This is a genomic window from Escherichia sp. SCLE84, from assembly GCF_012584495.1.
Classification (GTDB): Bacteria; Pseudomonadota; Gammaproteobacteria; order Enterobacterales; family Enterobacteriaceae; genus ECMA0423.
This window is the reverse complement of record NZ_CP051430.1, coordinates 2479503-2494525: the sequence shown is the minus strand read 5'-3', so window position 1 is coordinate 2494525 and position 15023 is coordinate 2479503. Positions and strand designations below refer to the sequence as shown.

Annotated in this window: 15 protein-coding genes; 12 read left to right on the top strand and 3 right to left on the bottom strand. The window is 53.1% G+C overall.

The genetic code is table 11. The features are described from left to right. Positions 1–218 precede the first annotated feature (218 nt). A complete protein-coding gene (gene rsmC / locus HGD79_RS12220) occupies positions 219–1250 on the bottom strand; it encodes a 16S rRNA (guanine(1207)-N(2))-methyltransferase RsmC (protein ID WP_001272319.1) in 1032 nt (343 codons plus the stop codon). Between the two features lie 102 nt (positions 1251–1352). Between rsmC and holD the strand changes: the two genes are divergently transcribed. The 8 genes from holD to HGD79_RS12180 all read left to right on the top strand — a co-directional run bounded on the left by holD (position 1353) and on the right by HGD79_RS12180 (position 7813). Further along, positions 1353–1766: a DNA polymerase III subunit psi gene (holD, locus tag HGD79_RS12215; protein ID WP_000204018.1), complete on the top strand. Its 414-nt coding sequence runs from the start codon at positions 1353–1355 to the stop codon at positions 1764–1766. Next, a complete protein-coding gene (gene rimI / locus HGD79_RS12210) occupies positions 1735–2181 on the top strand; it encodes a ribosomal protein S18-alanine N-acetyltransferase (RefSeq protein ID WP_001092465.1) in 447 nt (148 codons plus the stop codon). Before holD ends, rimI begins: the two co-directional genes overlap by 32 nt. 14 nt (positions 2182–2195) lie before the next feature. Further along, positions 2196–2873 (top strand): pyrimidine 5'-nucleotidase, encoded by a 678-nt coding sequence (gene yjjG, locus HGD79_RS12205; RefSeq protein ID WP_000870700.1) that lies wholly within the window; start codon positions 2196–2198, stop codon positions 2871–2873. A gap of 90 nt (positions 2874–2963) precedes the next feature. Beyond that, positions 2964–4553 carry a peptide chain release factor 3 gene (prfC, locus tag HGD79_RS12200; protein WP_000175943.1) on the top strand — a complete coding sequence of 530 codons (1590 nt, stop codon included), beginning with the start codon at positions 2964–2966 and terminating at the stop codon, positions 4551–4553. 392 nt (positions 4554–4945) lie between these two features. Then, positions 4946–5551, top strand: coding sequence for a molecular chaperone OsmY (gene osmY, locus HGD79_RS12195; RefSeq protein ID WP_001295748.1), 606 nt, complete (start codon positions 4946–4948; stop codon positions 5549–5551). Positions 5552–5677: 126 nt separating this feature from the next. Further along, positions 5678–5839 carry a DUF1328 family protein gene (locus tag HGD79_RS12190; RefSeq protein ID WP_000490275.1) on the top strand — a complete coding sequence of 54 codons (162 nt, stop codon included), beginning with the start codon at positions 5678–5680 and terminating at the stop codon, positions 5837–5839. 121 nt (positions 5840–5960) lie between these two features. After that, the gene (locus HGD79_RS12185) at positions 5961–7034 is read left to right on the top strand and encodes a patatin family protein (protein WP_001299799.1); all 1074 of its coding nucleotides are present in this window, start codon (positions 5961–5963) and stop codon (positions 7032–7034) included. After that, positions 7031–7813: a metal-dependent hydrolase gene (locus tag HGD79_RS12180; RefSeq protein WP_000563058.1), complete on the top strand. Its 783-nt coding sequence runs from the start codon at positions 7031–7033 to the stop codon at positions 7811–7813. The genes HGD79_RS12185 and HGD79_RS12180 overlap by 4 nt, the downstream gene beginning before the upstream one ends. A gap of 112 nt (positions 7814–7925) precedes the next feature. On the opposite strand, the gene HGD79_RS12175 is transcribed toward HGD79_RS12180, so the two are convergent. Both HGD79_RS12175 and HGD79_RS12170 read right to left on the bottom strand, forming a co-directional pair. Then, positions 7926–8789, bottom strand: coding sequence for a YjjW family glycine radical enzyme activase (locus HGD79_RS12175; protein ID WP_001088395.1), 864 nt, complete (start codon positions 8787–8789; stop codon positions 7926–7928). Then, positions 8761–10311: a YjjI family glycine radical enzyme gene (locus HGD79_RS12170; RefSeq protein ID WP_001143253.1), complete on the bottom strand. Its 1551-nt coding sequence runs from the start codon at positions 10309–10311 to the stop codon at positions 8761–8763. The genes HGD79_RS12175 and HGD79_RS12170 overlap by 29 nt, the downstream gene beginning before the upstream one ends. A 257-nt stretch (positions 10312–10568) precedes the next feature. Between HGD79_RS12170 and deoC the strand changes: the two genes are divergently transcribed. From deoC to deoD, 4 genes are all read left to right on the top strand, one after another. Further along, entirely contained in the window at positions 10569–11348 is a 780-nt protein-coding gene (deoC, locus tag HGD79_RS12165) for a deoxyribose-phosphate aldolase (RefSeq protein ID WP_001295412.1), read from the top strand. A 126-nt stretch (positions 11349–11474) separates the two neighbouring features. Next, entirely contained in the window at positions 11475–12797 is a 1323-nt protein-coding gene (gene deoA, locus HGD79_RS12160; protein WP_000477808.1) for a thymidine phosphorylase, read from the top strand. A gap of 51 nt (positions 12798–12848) precedes the next feature. Beyond that, on the top strand, positions 12849–14072 hold the full coding sequence (gene deoB / locus HGD79_RS12155) for a phosphopentomutase (RefSeq protein WP_000816471.1): 1224 nt from the start codon (positions 12849–12851) through the stop codon (positions 14070–14072). Positions 14073–14151: 79 nt separating this feature from the next. After that, positions 14152–14871 carry a purine-nucleoside phosphorylase gene (gene deoD / locus HGD79_RS12150; protein WP_000224877.1) on the top strand — a complete coding sequence of 240 codons (720 nt, stop codon included), beginning with the start codon at positions 14152–14154 and terminating at the stop codon, positions 14869–14871. The last annotated feature ends 152 nt before the right edge of the window (positions 14872–15023 follow it).

Genomic DNA, 15023 nt, shown 5'->3' with positions numbered 1-15023 from the left:
GGTTTTCAGCTTTTCGTCAATAGTTAATTATCGCCGGAGGTGTAATTGCTGGAAAAATGTCCATCAGGAAACTAGCGTGCAGGTTTGGTAGGCATGCGGGGGCAGATGCCAGATGCGACGCTGGCGCGTCTTATCTGGCCTACGAAGGGCTAACGTGCAGGTTTTGTAGGTCGGATAAGGCGTTCACGCCGCATCCGACACGGTATTCGGCGAGATAATTAACCTTTCTTCGCCTGGCGGGTCATAATGGCGCGATACACCTTGAAACGCCCGGTTTGCGCAATCACTTCATGGAAGCCAAATGTCTCATCCAGCACGTCCGGGTAAGGCAGGAAGGCGTTCGCTACAATTCGCAGCTCGCCGCCGCTATTAAGATGACGCACCGCGCCGCGAATCAGCGTTTGCGCCGCATCCAGGCTGGTTTGCATCCCATCGTGGAACGGCGGGTTGGAGATGATCATATCAAAACGACCTTTCACCTCGGAAAAGACGTTGCTGGCAAAGACTTCACCTTCAACACAGTTGGCCGCAAGTGTTGCGCGGCTGGCTTCTACCGCTGGCGCAGAGACATCGCACAAGGTGAGACGAATTTTCGGCGAATGGCGCGCAAAGGCAACTGAAAGCACCCCCGCGCCACAGCCGACATCCAGCACTTTACCTTTCGTGTGCGGAGTTAACGTCGAGAGCAGCAACTGGCTACCGACATCCAGACCGTCGCGGCTAAACACGCCAGGCAGCGTTTTGACCGTCAGGCCATCGACGCTGTATTCGCCCCAGAATTTATCGGCATCAAATACCGGCTGTTTTTCCAGACGACCAAAATAGAGGCCACAGCGACGAGCGCTGTCGACTTTATTCAACGGCGCATAATCTGCCAGCATCTGCTCGGCGCTGCGCACGCCGCTGCGGTTCTCGCCAACGACAAAAATATCCGTCCCCACCGGCAGCAGAGAAAGTAAATTCATCAACTGGAACTGGGCTTCCGGTTTGTTCTTCGGCCAGTAGTAAATCAGCGTATCGCAATCTGCGACGTCATCCGCCGTGGCGACCAGACTGAAACGGGCGTTATCCCCCATCTGGCGGCTTAATACCTGCCAGTGGTGGAATTGCTGGGTATGAGCACGGCTGGCCGCGGTATCTAAACGCGCGGGCAGGTCATCCTGTAAGTCTCCGGCAAACAGAATACGGCTTTGTTCGAAATCATCACTGTGACGCAGCAAGACTTCACTTGCCGGGGTAAATGCAGACATGGAATGCTCCTCAATTGATACTGGCGGCGATTATAGCCATATGTTGGCGCGGTATCGACGAATTTGCTATATTTGCGCCCCTGACAACAGGAGCGATTCGCTATGACATCCCGACGAGACTGGCAGTTACAGCAACTGGGCATTACCCAGTGGTCGCTGCGTCGCCCTGGCGCGTTGCAGGGGGAGATTGCCATTGCGATCCCGGCACACGTCCGTCTGGTGATGGTGGCAAACGATCTTCCCGCCCTGACCGATCCTTTAGTGAGCGATGTTCTGCGCGCATTAACCGTCAGCCCCGATCAAGTGCTGCAACTGACGCCAGAAAAAATCGCGATGCTGCCGCAAGGCAGTCGCTGCAACAGCTGGCGGTTGGGTACTGACGAACCGCTATCACTGGAAGGCGCTCAGGTGGCATCACCGGCGCTCACCGAATTACGGGCAAACCCAACGGCACGCGCCGCGTTATGGCAACAAATTTGCACATATGAACACGATTTCTTCCCTCGAAACGACTGATTTACCAGCGGCTTACCACATTGAACAACGCGCCCACGCCTTTCCGTGGAGTGAAAAAACCTTTGCCAGCAACCAGGGCGAGCGTTATCTCAACTTTCAGTTAACGCAAAACGGCAAAATGGCGGCGTTTGCGATTACGCAAGTGGTGCTGGATGAAGCTACATTGTTCAATATTGCGGTCGATCCTGACTATCAGCGTCAGGGATTGGGAAGGGTGCTGCTGGAACATCTGATCGACGAACTGGAAAAACGCGGCGTGGCGACACTATGGCTGGAAGTCCGTGCCTCAAATGCTGCCGCCATTGCCCTGTACGAAAGTTTAGGCTTTAACGAGGCGACGATTCGCCGCAATTACTACCCCACCACGGACGGTCGCGAAGACGCCATCATCATGGCGTTGCCAATCAGTATGTAAGACAAGGTGGAATAATGAAGTGGGACTGGATTTTCTTTGATGCCGATGAAACGCTGTTTACCTTTGACTCATTCACCGGCCTGCAGCGGATGTTTCTTGATTACAGCGTCACCTTTACCGCTGAAGATTTTCAGGACTATCAGGCCGTTAACAAGCCACTGTGGGTGGATTATCAAAACGGCGCGATCACTTCATTACAGCTTCAGCACGGGCGTTTTGAGAGCTGGGCCGAACGGCTGAAAGTTGAAGCAGGCTTGCTTAACGATGCCTTTATTAATGCGATGGCGGAAATCTGCACGCCGCTGCCGGGCGCGGTTTCTCTGCTTAACGCCATTCGTGGCAACGCCAAAATCGGCATCATCACCAACGGCTTTAGCGCCTTGCAGCAAGTGCGTCTGGAACGCACGGGCCTGCGTGATTACTTCGATTTGCTGGTGATTTCCGAAGAAGTTGGCGTTGCCAAACCGAATAAGAAAATTTTCGATTATGCGCTGGAACAGGCGGGCAATCCTGACCGTTCACGCGTGCTGATGGTTGGCGACACTGCCGAGTCCGATATTCTCGGTGGCATCAACGCCGGGCTTGCGACCTGCTGGCTGAATGCGCACCATCGCGAGCAACCAGAAGGCATCGCGCCCACCTGGACCGTTTCTTCGTTGCACGAACTGGAGCAGCTCCTGTGTAAACACTGATTGCCTCCCCCCCGTTGATGGGTAAAATAGCCGCAATTTTTCGTTTTCAACAAGCGCGGCGCGATGCCGCTTACTCAAGAAGAAAGAATTATGACGTTGTCTCCTTATTTGCAAGAGGTGGCGAAGCGCCGCACTTTTGCCATTATTTCTCACCCGGATGCCGGTAAGACTACCATCACCGAGAAGGTGCTGCTGTTCGGACAGGCCATTCAGACCGCCGGTACAGTAAAAGGCCGTGGTTCCAACCAGCACGCTAAGTCGGACTGGATGGAGATGGAAAAGCAGCGTGGGATCTCCATTACTACGTCTGTGATGCAGTTTCCGTATCACGATTGCCTGGTTAACCTGCTCGACACCCCGGGGCACGAAGACTTCTCGGAAGATACCTATCGTACCCTGACGGCGGTGGACTGCTGCCTGATGGTTATCGACGCTGCAAAAGGTGTTGAAGATCGTACCCGTAAGCTGATGGAAGTTACCCGTCTGCGCGACACGCCGATCCTCACCTTTATGAACAAACTTGACCGTGATATCCGCGACCCGATGGAACTGCTCGATGAAGTTGAGAACGAGCTGAAAATCGGCTGCGCACCGATCACCTGGCCGATTGGCTGCGGCAAGCTGTTTAAAGGCGTTTACCACCTTTATAAAGACGAAACCTATCTCTATCAGAGCGGTAAAGGCCACACGATTCAGGAAGTCCGTATTGTTAAAGGGCTGAATAACCCGGATCTCGACGCTGCGGTTGGTGAAGATCTGGCACAGCAGCTACGTGACGAACTGGAACTGGTGAAAGGCGCGTCTAACGAGTTCGACAAAGAACTGTTCCTTGCGGGCGAAATCACTCCGGTATTCTTCGGTACTGCGCTGGGTAACTTCGGTGTTGATCATATGCTGGATGGCCTGGTGGAGTGGGCTCCTGCGCCGATGCCGCGTCAGACTGATACCCGTACCGTAGAGGCGAGCGAAGACAAATTTACCGGCTTCGTATTTAAAATTCAGGCCAACATGGACCCGAAACACCGCGACCGCGTGGCGTTTATGCGCGTAGTATCCGGTAAATATGAAAAAGGCATGAAGCTGCGCCAGGTGCGTACTGCGAAAGATGTGGTTATCTCCGACGCGCTGACCTTTATGGCGGGCGACCGTTCGCACGTTGAAGAAGCGTATCCGGGCGATATCCTCGGCCTGCACAACCACGGCACTATTCAGATCGGCGACACCTTTACCCAGGGTGAGATGATGAAGTTCACCGGTATTCCGAACTTCGCACCAGAACTGTTCCGTCGTATCCGCCTGAAAGATCCGCTGAAGCAAAAACAGCTGCTCAAAGGGCTGGTACAGCTTTCCGAAGAGGGCGCGGTGCAGGTGTTCCGTCCGATCTCCAACAACGATTTGATCGTTGGTGCTGTTGGTGTGCTGCAGTTTGATGTGGTGGTATCGCGCCTGAAGAGCGAATACAACGTTGAAGCAGTATATGAATCAGTCAACGTTGCCACTGCCCGCTGGGTAGAATGTGCGGACGCGAAGAAATTCGAAGAGTTCAAGCGTAAGAACGAAAGCCAACTGGCGCTTGATGGCGGCGATAACCTCGCTTACATCGCTACCAGCATGGTCAACCTGCGCCTGGCGCAGGAACGTTATCCCGACGTTCAGTTCCACCAGACCCGCGAGCATTAATTCTTGCCTCCAGGGCGCGGTAGCCGCTGCGCCCTGTCAATTTCCCTTCCTTATTAGCCGCTTACGGAATGTTCTTAAAACATTCACTTTTGCTTATGTTTTCGCTGATATCCCGAGCGGTTTCAAAATTGTGATCTATATTTAACAAAGTAATGACATTTCTGACGGCGTTAAATACCGTTCAATGCGTAGATATCAGTATCTAAAGCCGTCGATTGTCATTCTACCGATATTAATAACTGATTCAGAGGCTGTAATGGTCGTTATTCATCACCCATCGCTTTTGTGATGGCGACCATTGACTTCTGTAGAGGGTGAAGTCTCTCCCTATTCAGCAATGCAACCTCGTGTTGCCAGGCTCAAATTACGAGCAAACATACAGGAATAAATCGATGACTATGACAAGACTGAAGATTTCGAAAACTCTGCTGGCTGTAATGTTGACCTCTGCCGTCGCGACCGGCTCTGCCTACGCGGAAAACAACGCACAGACTACCAATGAAAGCGCAGGGCAAAAAGTCGATAGCTCTATGAATAAAGTCGGTAATTTCATGGATGACAGCGCCATCACCGCGAAAGTGAAGGCGGCGCTGGTGGATCATGACAACATCAAGAGCACCGATATCTCTGTCAAAACCGATCAAAAAGTCGTGACCCTGAGCGGTTTCGTTGAAAGCCAGGCTCAGGCCGAAGAGGCAGTGAAAGTGGCGAAAGGCGTTGAAGGGGTGACCTCTGTCAGCGACAAACTGCACGTTCGCGACGCTAAAGAAGGCTCGGTGAAGGGCTACGCGGGTGACACCGCCACCACCAGTGAAATCAAAGCCAAACTGCTGGCGGACGATATCGTCCCTTCCCGTCATGTGAAAGTTGAAACCACCGACGGCGTGGTTCAGCTCTCCGGTACCGTCGATTCCCAGGCACAGAGCGACCGTGCTGAAAGTATCGCCAAAGCGGTAGATGGTGTGAAAAGCGTTAAAAATGATCTGAAAACTAAGTAATTCGTCGTAATTCGTCCTCCCGAACTTTGTCGGGAGGCGCGATGTGCACCACACTAAAAATATCGCATTGAGTGATTTTCACGCTCATATCAAGCGGTGACATTAACTATGGTAAAGGAGACGCTTATGTTTCGTTGGGGCATCATATTTCTGGTTATCGCGTTAATCGCCGCCGCACTTGGGTTTGGTGGTCTGGCCGGTACCGCTGCAGGCGCAGCTAAAATTGTCTTTGTCGTCGGGATTATTCTGTTCCTGGTGAGTTTGTTCATGGGCCGAAAACGACCCTAGATTTCAGACCATTAAGAAAATTTTATCCAAAGCCAGTCCAGCGGACTGGCTTTTGCGGTTTTAGCGAATAATAAATTGCGTTACTTTGTCATTCTTTCACAACAAAAACAGGAAGGCAGAGGTGGGGCAGCGAATACCTGTAACGCTTGGTAATATTGCGCCGTTGTCGCTAAGGCCGTTCCAGCCTGGACGAATAGCTCTGGTGTGCGAAGGCGGCGGACAGCGTGGAATTTTCACGGCTGGCGTGCTGGATGAGTTTATGCGCGCGCAGTTTAATCCTTTCGATCTTTATCTCGGCACATCTGCCGGGGCGCAGAACCTCTCGGCGTTTATCTGCAATCAGCCCGGTTACGCGCGCAAAGTCATCATGCGCTATACCACAAAACGCGAATTTTTCGATCCATTGCGCTTTGTCCGTGGAGGAAATCTTATCGATCTCGACTGGCTGGTGGAGGCCACCGCAAGCCAGATGCCGTTGCAAATGGATACCGCCGCGCGGTTGTTTGACAGCGGCAAATCGTTTTATATGTGCGCCTGTCGTCAGGATGACTACGCGCCTAATTACTTTTTACCAACCAAACAAAACTGGCTGGATGTGATTCGCGCCTCCAGTGCGATACCTGGCTTTTATCGTAGCGGAGTGTCGCTGGAAGGCATTAACTACCTGGATGGCGGGATCAGTGATGCGATTCCGGTTAAAGAGGCGGCAAGGCAGGGCGCTAAAACGTTGGTCGTCATCCGCACTGTGCCGTCACAAATGTACTACACGCCGCAGTGGTTCAAACGCATGGAACGCTGGCTGGGTGACAGTAGCCTGCAGCCGCTGGTCAATCTGGTGCAGCATCATGAAACCAGCTATCGTGACATTCAGCAATTTATTGAGAAACCACCGGGCAAGCTGCGGATATTCGAAATTTATCCACCGAAGCCATTACATAGTATCGCGCTTGGCAGTCGGATTCCGGCGCTGCGTGAAGACTATAAACTTGGGCGTTTATGCGGTCGTTATTTCCTCGCCACGGTTGGCAAGCTATTAACTGAAAAAGCGCCGCTTACCCGCCATCTGGTGCCAGTGGTGACGCCGGAATCAATCGTTATTCCGCCTGCGCCAGTCGCCAACGATACGCTGGTTGCCGAAGTGAGCGATGCTCCGCAGGCGAACGACCCGACATTTAACAATGAGGATCTGGCTTGATTTGCCGTTTTATCGATACCCACTGCCATTTTGATTTCCCGCCGTTTAGTGGCGATGAAGAGGCCAGCCTGCAACGCGCGGCACAAGCGGGCGTAGGCAAGATCATTGTTCCGGCGACAGAGGCGGAAAATTTTGCCCGCGTGCAGGCGTTAGCGGAAAAATATCAACCGCTGTATGCCGCATTGGGGTTGCATCCGGGGATGTTGGAAAAACATAGCGATGTGTCTCTTGATCAGCTACAGCAGGCGCTGGAAAGGCGTCCGGCGAAGGTGGTGGCGGTGGGGGAGATCGGTCTGGATCTCTTCGGCGACGATCCGCAATTTGAGAGGCAGCAGTGGTTACTCGACGAACAGCTGAAACTGGCGAAACGCTACGATCTGCCGGTGATCCTTCATTCCCGGCGTACACACGACAAACTGGCGATGCATCTTAAACGTCACGATTTACCGTGCACTGGCGTGGTTCACGGTTTTTCCGGCAGCCTGCAACAGGCCGAGCGGTTTGTACAGCTGGGCTACAAAATCGGCGTAGGCGGTACTATCACCTATCCACGCGCCAGTAAAACCCGCGATGTCATCGCAAAATTACCGCTGGCATCGTTGTTGCTGGAAACCGACGCGCCGGATATGCCGCTCAACGGCTTTCAGGGGCAGCCTAACCGACCGGAACAGGCTGTGCGGGTGTTTGACGTGCTTTGCGAGTTGCGCCCGGAACCAGAAGATGAGATTGCCGAAGTGTTGCTTAATAATACGTATGCGTTGTTTAGCGTTAGTGGGTAGTTTACCCTTCGTAGGCAGCATCCGGCAGTCGGCGCATAATGCCTGATGCGACGCTTGTCGCGTCTTATCATGCCTACAGGTTTGTGCCGAACCGTAGGCCGTATCCGGCATGTCACAAATAGAGCGCCGGAAATATCAACCGGCTCACCCCGCGCACCTTTAACGCATCAGCCAACGGCTCAACGTCTTCCGGCGTGGCGCTCGCCCAGCTTTGCGCCTCGCCATACACGCCGTGGGCATGAAACGCATTCAGGCGAACCGGAACATCGCCAAGTCTCTTGATAAACGTCGCCAGCTCATCGATGTGATGCAAATAATCCACCTGGTCTGGAATTACCAGCAAACGCAGTTCCGCCAGCTTACCGCGCTCTGCCAGCAAACAGATGCTGCGCTTAATCTGCTGATTATCGCGTCCGGTTAATTGCTGATGACATTCGCTCCCCCACGCTTTGAGATCGAGCATCGCGCCGTCGCACACCGGGAGTAATTTTTCCCAGCCGGTTTCGCTCAACATACCGTTACTGTCCACGAGGCAGGTGAGGTGGCGCAGTTGCGGATCGTTTTTGATGGCTGTAAATAGCGCCACTACAAACGGCAGTTGGGTCGTGGCTTCGCCGCCGCTTACCGTTATCCCTTCAATAAACAGCACCGCTTTGCGGATATGGCTAAGCACCTCATCCACGCTCATGGATTGCGCCATTGGCGTGGCATGTTGCGGACACCTCTTCAGGCAGGTATCACACTGCTCGCAAACCACAGCGTTCCACACCACTTTGCCGTCAACAATCTGCAACGCCTGATGCGGACACTGTGGCACGCACTCCCCACAGTCATTGCAACGTCCCATCGTCCACGGATTGTGACAGTTTTTGCAGCGCAGATTGCAGCCCTGCAAAAACAGAGCCAGACGACTGCCTGGCCCGTCAACGCAGGAGAAGGGGATAATCTTACTGACTAAAGCGCATCTGCTGTTCATGGCTTATCACGCGCGGCTGGCGTTCCAGAATACGAGTGTTGCGTGCGGCTTCTTCGCCCAGCCAGGTGGTGTTGGTGCGTGAACCTTCGGCGCGATATTTTTCTAAGTCCGACAAACGCACCATATAACCGGTAACGCGAACCAGATCGTTACCGCTGACATTGGCGGTAAATTCACGCATTCCGGCTTTAAAGGCACCGAGGCAAAGCTGTACCAGTGCCTGCGGGTTACGTTTGATGGTTTCGTCGAGCGTCAGAATGTCGCTGATGCCGGAATAATAATAAGCATGATGCGGGGCGACAGTTTGCAGATGGGTGATCGGATCTGGCTCATCGCCATACGGCAAACGCGCGCCCGGCGTGGTGCCGATATCGGAACTGATCCCCGACTGTGCGTGTAACATGGCGCGTTTTTGCCAGCCATATTTCACGGGGGTATTGGCGACAAACTCCGCCAGTTGCGCGCTGATGCGATAACCCACTTCATTTGCGGCGGCTTCTTTACCGTAGCGCGCGGCAATCCCTTCTTTCTCACACAGCAAGTTAACCGCTTCCGCCAGCCCATACATGCCAAACATTGGCACAAAACGTTCAGGGTTAATCAGCCCTTCTTTCACCAGGAAGCTATTCTCAAAGAAGTGTGATTGTTGATAGAGGAATTCACACCGCGCATCGATGATGGCGATCTGCTGCTGGCAGTAGTGCGGTAGAGTGCGCGTAAAGAAGTCATCCAGCGATTCGCTGCGCTCGGCAATGGCTTTCAGGTTAAGGCGTACCAGCGTGCTGCCACCACCCGCCAGCGGCAGTGAGTTGTAACAGCTCACAATCCCGTAGCCCCCTTTTGTGAAAATTTTATCATGCACCGGACCGTTGGCGATGTGCGGTTTGCTACATTCACAGATGTTCTTCGCCACTTCCAGCAGCAGGTCATCAGGGGTGATTTCAGGATCGTAGATAAAGGTCAGGTTCGGTGAAACCTGCTTCAACTCTGCGTCTGCACGTAAGATCGCGCGGGTAATGGGCGAATCAGACGGGCCGATATTGGCGTGCATAAAGGCGTCTGGCAGGGTTCTGTCGAGGTAACGCCAGAAACGTTTTATTCGAACATCGATCTCGTCTTGTGTTAGAATTCTAACATACGGTTGCAACAACGCATCCAGTTGCCCCAGGTAGACCGGCATCGATGTGACCGACGGTACGTGGTGGTAAAGAATGGTCAGCAGAGAGAGTGCGTCATCAAGATCTTTCGCGCCTTCCAGCTCCAGCCATTCGGAACCGTTCGCCAGAAAACGGGCGTAATCGGGTAAGACATAGCGCGGTTTGTACGGCGCATGACCTTCAAACATATCGCAGATTACACCCTCATCCAGCGCGCGGCGGGCTTCGGCAGGAAGCTGCGGATAAGGCAGATTGTTTTCTGCTTCCAGAGCCAGAAAATGGCGCTTCTGCTCCGGGCTAAGCACTGGGCTGGTGACAATTTGCTGGCAACGTTGTTGCAGTGCATTTTCATGAGAAGTGGGCATCTTCTTTTCCTTTTATGCCGAAGGTGATGCGCCATTGTAAGAAGTTTCGTGATGTTCACTTTGATCCTGATGCGTTTGCCACCACTGACGCATTCATTTGAAAGTGAATTATTTGAACCAGATCGCATTACAGTGATGCAAACTTGTAAGTAGATTTCCTTAATTGTGATGTATATCGAAGTGTGTTGCGGAGTAGATGTTAGAATACTAACAAACTCGCAAGGTGAATTTTATTGGCGACAAGCCAGGAGAATGAAATGACTGATCTGAAAGCAAGCAGCCTGCGTGCACTGAAATTGATGGACCTGACCACCCTGAATGACGACGACACCGACGAGAAAGTAATTGCTCTGTGTCATCAGGCCAAAACTCCGGTCGGCAATACCGCCGCTATCTGTATCTATCCTCGCTTTATCCCGATTGCTCGCAAAACGCTGAAAGAGCAGGGCACCCCGGAAATCCGAATCGCTACGGTAACCAACTTCCCACACGGTAACGATGACATCGAAATCGCGCTGGCAGAAACCCGTGCGGCAATCGCCTACGGTGCTGATGAAGTTGACGTTGTGTTCCCGTACCGCGCGCTGATGGCGGGTAACGAGCAGGTTGGTTTTGACCTGGTGAAAGCCTGTAAAGAGGCTTGCGCGGCAGCGAATGTACTGCTGAAAGTGATCATCGAAACCGGCGAACTGAAAGACGAAGCGCTGATCCGTAAAGCGTCTGAAATCTCCATCAAAGCGGGTGCGGACTTCATCAAAACCTCTACCGGTAAAGTGGCTGTGAACGCGACGCCGGAAAGCGCGCGCATCATGATGGAAGTGATCCGTGATATGGGCGTAGAAAAAACCGTTGGTTTCAAACCAGCGGGCGGCGTGCGTACTGCGGAAGATGCGCAGAAATATCTCGCCATCGCAGATGAACTGTTCGGTGCTGACTGGGCAGATGCGCGTCACTACCGCTTTGGTGCTTCCAGCCTGCTGGCAAGCCTGTTGAAAGCGCTGGGCCACGGTGACGGTAAGAGCGCCAGCAGCTACTAAGTAAGATGCTTTACGCCTGATGCGCTGCGCTTATCAGGCCTACGAGACGTATCTACCCGTAGGCCGGATAAGGCGTAGACGCATCCGGCAAAAGCCGCCTCATACTCTTTTCCTCGGGAGGTTACCTTGTTTCTCGCACAAGAAATTATTCGTAAAAAACGTGATGGTCATGCGCTAAGCGATGAAGAAATTCGTTTCTTTATCAACGGTATTCGCGACAACACTATCTCCGAAGGGCAGATTGCCGCCCTCGCGATGACCATTTTCTTCCACGATATGACAATGCCTGAGCGTGTCTCGCTGACCATGGCGATGCGAGATTCAGGAACCGTTCTCGACTGGAAAAGCCTGCATCTGAATGGCCCGATTGTTGATAAACACTCCACCGGCGGCGTCGGCGATGTGACTTCGCTGATGTTGGGGCCGATGGTCGCAGCCTGCGGCGGCTATATTCCGATGATCTCCGGTCGCGGCCTCGGTCATACTGGCGGTACGCTCGACAAACTGGAATCCATCCCTGGCTTCGACATTTTCCCGGATGACAACCGTTTCCGCGAAATTATTAAAGACGTCGGCGTAGCGATTATCGGCCAGACCAGCTCACTGGCTCCGGCGGATAAACGTTTCTACGCGACCCGTGATATTACCGCAACCGTGGACTCCATCCCGCTGATCACTGCCTCGATCCTGGCGAAGAAACTGGCGGAAGGTCTGGATGCGCTGGTGATGGACGTGAAAGTGGGTAGCGGCGCGTTTATGCCGACCTACGAACTCTCTGAAGCCCTTGCCGAAGCGATTGTTGGCGTGGCTAACGGCGCTGGCGTGCGCACCACCGCGCTGCTCACCGATATGAATCAGGTACTGGCCTCCAGTGCAGGTAACGCGGTTGAAGTTCGTGAAGCGGTGCAGTTCCTGACGGGTGAATATCGTAACCCGCGTCTGTTTGATGTCACGATGGCGCTGTGCGTGGAGATGCTTATCTCCGGCAAACTGGCGAAAGATGACGCCGAAGCGCGCGCGAAATTGCAAGCAGTGCTGGACAACGGTAAAGCGGCAGAAGTCTTTGGTCGTATGGTAGCGGCACAAAAAGGCCCAACCGACTTCGTTGAGAACTACGCGAAGTATCTGCCGACAGCGATGCTGACGAAAGCAGTCTATGCTGATACCGAAGGTTTTGTCAGTGAAATGGATACCCGCGCGCTGGGGATGGCAGTGGTTGCAATGGGCGGCGGTCGTCGTCAGGCATCTGACACCATTGATTACAGCGTCGGCTTTACTGATATGGCGCGTTTGGGCGACCAGGTAGACGGTCAGCGTCCGCTGGCTGTTATCCACGCGAAAGACGAAAACAGCTGGCAGGACGCGGCGAAAGCGGTGAAAGCGGCAATTAAACTTGCCGATAAAGCACCGGAAAGCACACCAACTGTCTATCGCCGTATCAGCGAATAACGGTATACTGATCTGATCATTTAAATTTGAAGCACTGAGTACGGAGAACATATGAAACGTGCATTTATTATGGTGCTGGACTCATTCGGCATCGGCGCTACAGAAGATGCAGAACGCTTTGGTGACGTCGGGGCTGACACCCTGGGTCATATCGCAGAAGCCTGTGCCAAAGGCGAAGCTGATAACGGTCGTAAAGGCCCGCTCAATCTGCCAAATCTGACCCGTCTGGGGCTGGCGAAAGCACATGAAGGTTCTACCGGTTTCATTCCGGCAGGAATGGACGGCAACGCTGAAGTTATCGGCGCGTACGCATGGGCGCACGAAATGTCATCCGGTAAAGATACCCCGTCTGGTCACTGGGAAATCGCCGGTGTCCCGGTTCTGTTTGAGTGGGGATACTTCTCCGATCACGAAAACAGCTTCCCGCAAGAGCTGCTGGATAAACTGGTTGAACGCGCTAACCTGCCTGGTTATCTCGGTAACTGCCACTCTTCCGGTACGGTCATTCTGGATCAGCTGGGCGAAGAGCACATGAAAACCGGCAAGCCGATTTTCTATACCTCCGCTGACTCCGTGTTCCAGATTGCCTGCCACGAAGAAACCTTTGGCTTGGATAAACTCTACGAACTGTGCGAAATCGCCCGTGAAGAGCTGACCAACGGCGGCTACAACATCGGTCGTGTTATCGCTCGTCCGTTTATTGGCGACAAAGCCGGTAACTTCCAGCGTACCGGTAACCGTCACGACCTGGCTGTTGAGCCGCCAGCACCGACCGTGCTGCAGAAACTGGTTGATGAAAAACACGGTCAGGTGGTTTCTGTCGGTAAAATTGCAGACATCTACGCCAACTGCGGTATCACCAAGAAAGTGAAAGCAACTGGCCTGGACGCGCTGTTTGACGCCACCATCAAAGAGATGAAAGAAGCGGGTGATAACACCATCGTCTTCACCAACTTCGTTGACTTCGACTCTTCCTGGGGCCACCGTCGCGACGTCGCAGGTTATGCGGCGGGTCTGGAACTGTTCGACCGCCGTCTGCCGGAGCTGATGTCTCTGCTGCGCGATGACGACATCCTGATCCTCACTGCTGACCACGGTTGTGATCCGACCTGGACCGGTACTGATCACACGCGTGAACACATTCCGGTACTGGTTTACGGCCCGAAAGTAAAACCGGGCTCACTGGGTCACCGTGAAACCTTCGCGGATATCGGCCAGACTCTGGCAAAATATTTTGGTACTTCTGATATGGAATATGGCAAAGCCATGTTCTGATAATGGGTGCGGCTTGATGCCCTCACCCCGGCCCTCTCCCTCAGGGAGAGGGTGAAAACATGTAGATAAGGATAAAACAATGGCTACCCCACACATTAATGCAGAAATGGGCGATTTCGCTGACGTAGTTTTGATGCCAGGCGACCCGCTGCGTGCAAAGTATATTGCTGAAACTTTCCTTGAAGATGCCCGTGAAGTGAACAACGTTCGCGGTATGCTGGGCTTCACCGGTACTTATAAAGGCCGCAAAATTTCCGTAATGGGTCACGGTATGGGTATCCCGTCCTGCTCCATCTACACCAAAGAACTGATCACCGATTTCGGCGTGAAGAAAATTATCCGCGTGGGTTCCTGTGGCGCAGTTCTGCCGCACGTAAAACTGCGCGACGTCGTTATCGGTATGGGTGCCTGCACCGATTCCAAAGTTAACCGCATCCGTTTTAAAGATCATGACTTTGCCGCTATCGCTGACTTTGACATGGTGCGTAACGCGGTAGACGCGGCTAAAGCACTGGGCATTGATGCTCGCGTTGGTAACCTGTTCTCCGCTGACCTGTTCTACTCTCCGGACGGCGAAATGTTCGACGTGATGGAAAAATACGGCATCCTCGGCGTGGAAATGGAAGCGGCTGGTATCTACGGCGTCGCTGCAGAATTTGGCGCGAAAGCCCTGACCATCTGTACCGTGTCTGACCACATCCGCACTCACGAGCAGACCACTGCCGCTGAGCGTCAGACCACCTTCAACGACATGATCAAAATCGCACTGGAATCCGTTCTGCTGGGCGATAAAGAGTAATTGTGTTTCGCTGAAAGGCGATTGTCGTGTGAAGCCGGAGTGGGAGACTGCTCCGGCTTTTTAGTATCTATTCATCAATAGCAACTGATTTATAGATTTACTATTATTTTTCATATGGATAGAGAATAAAATCTATTCAAGTATCTATTCAC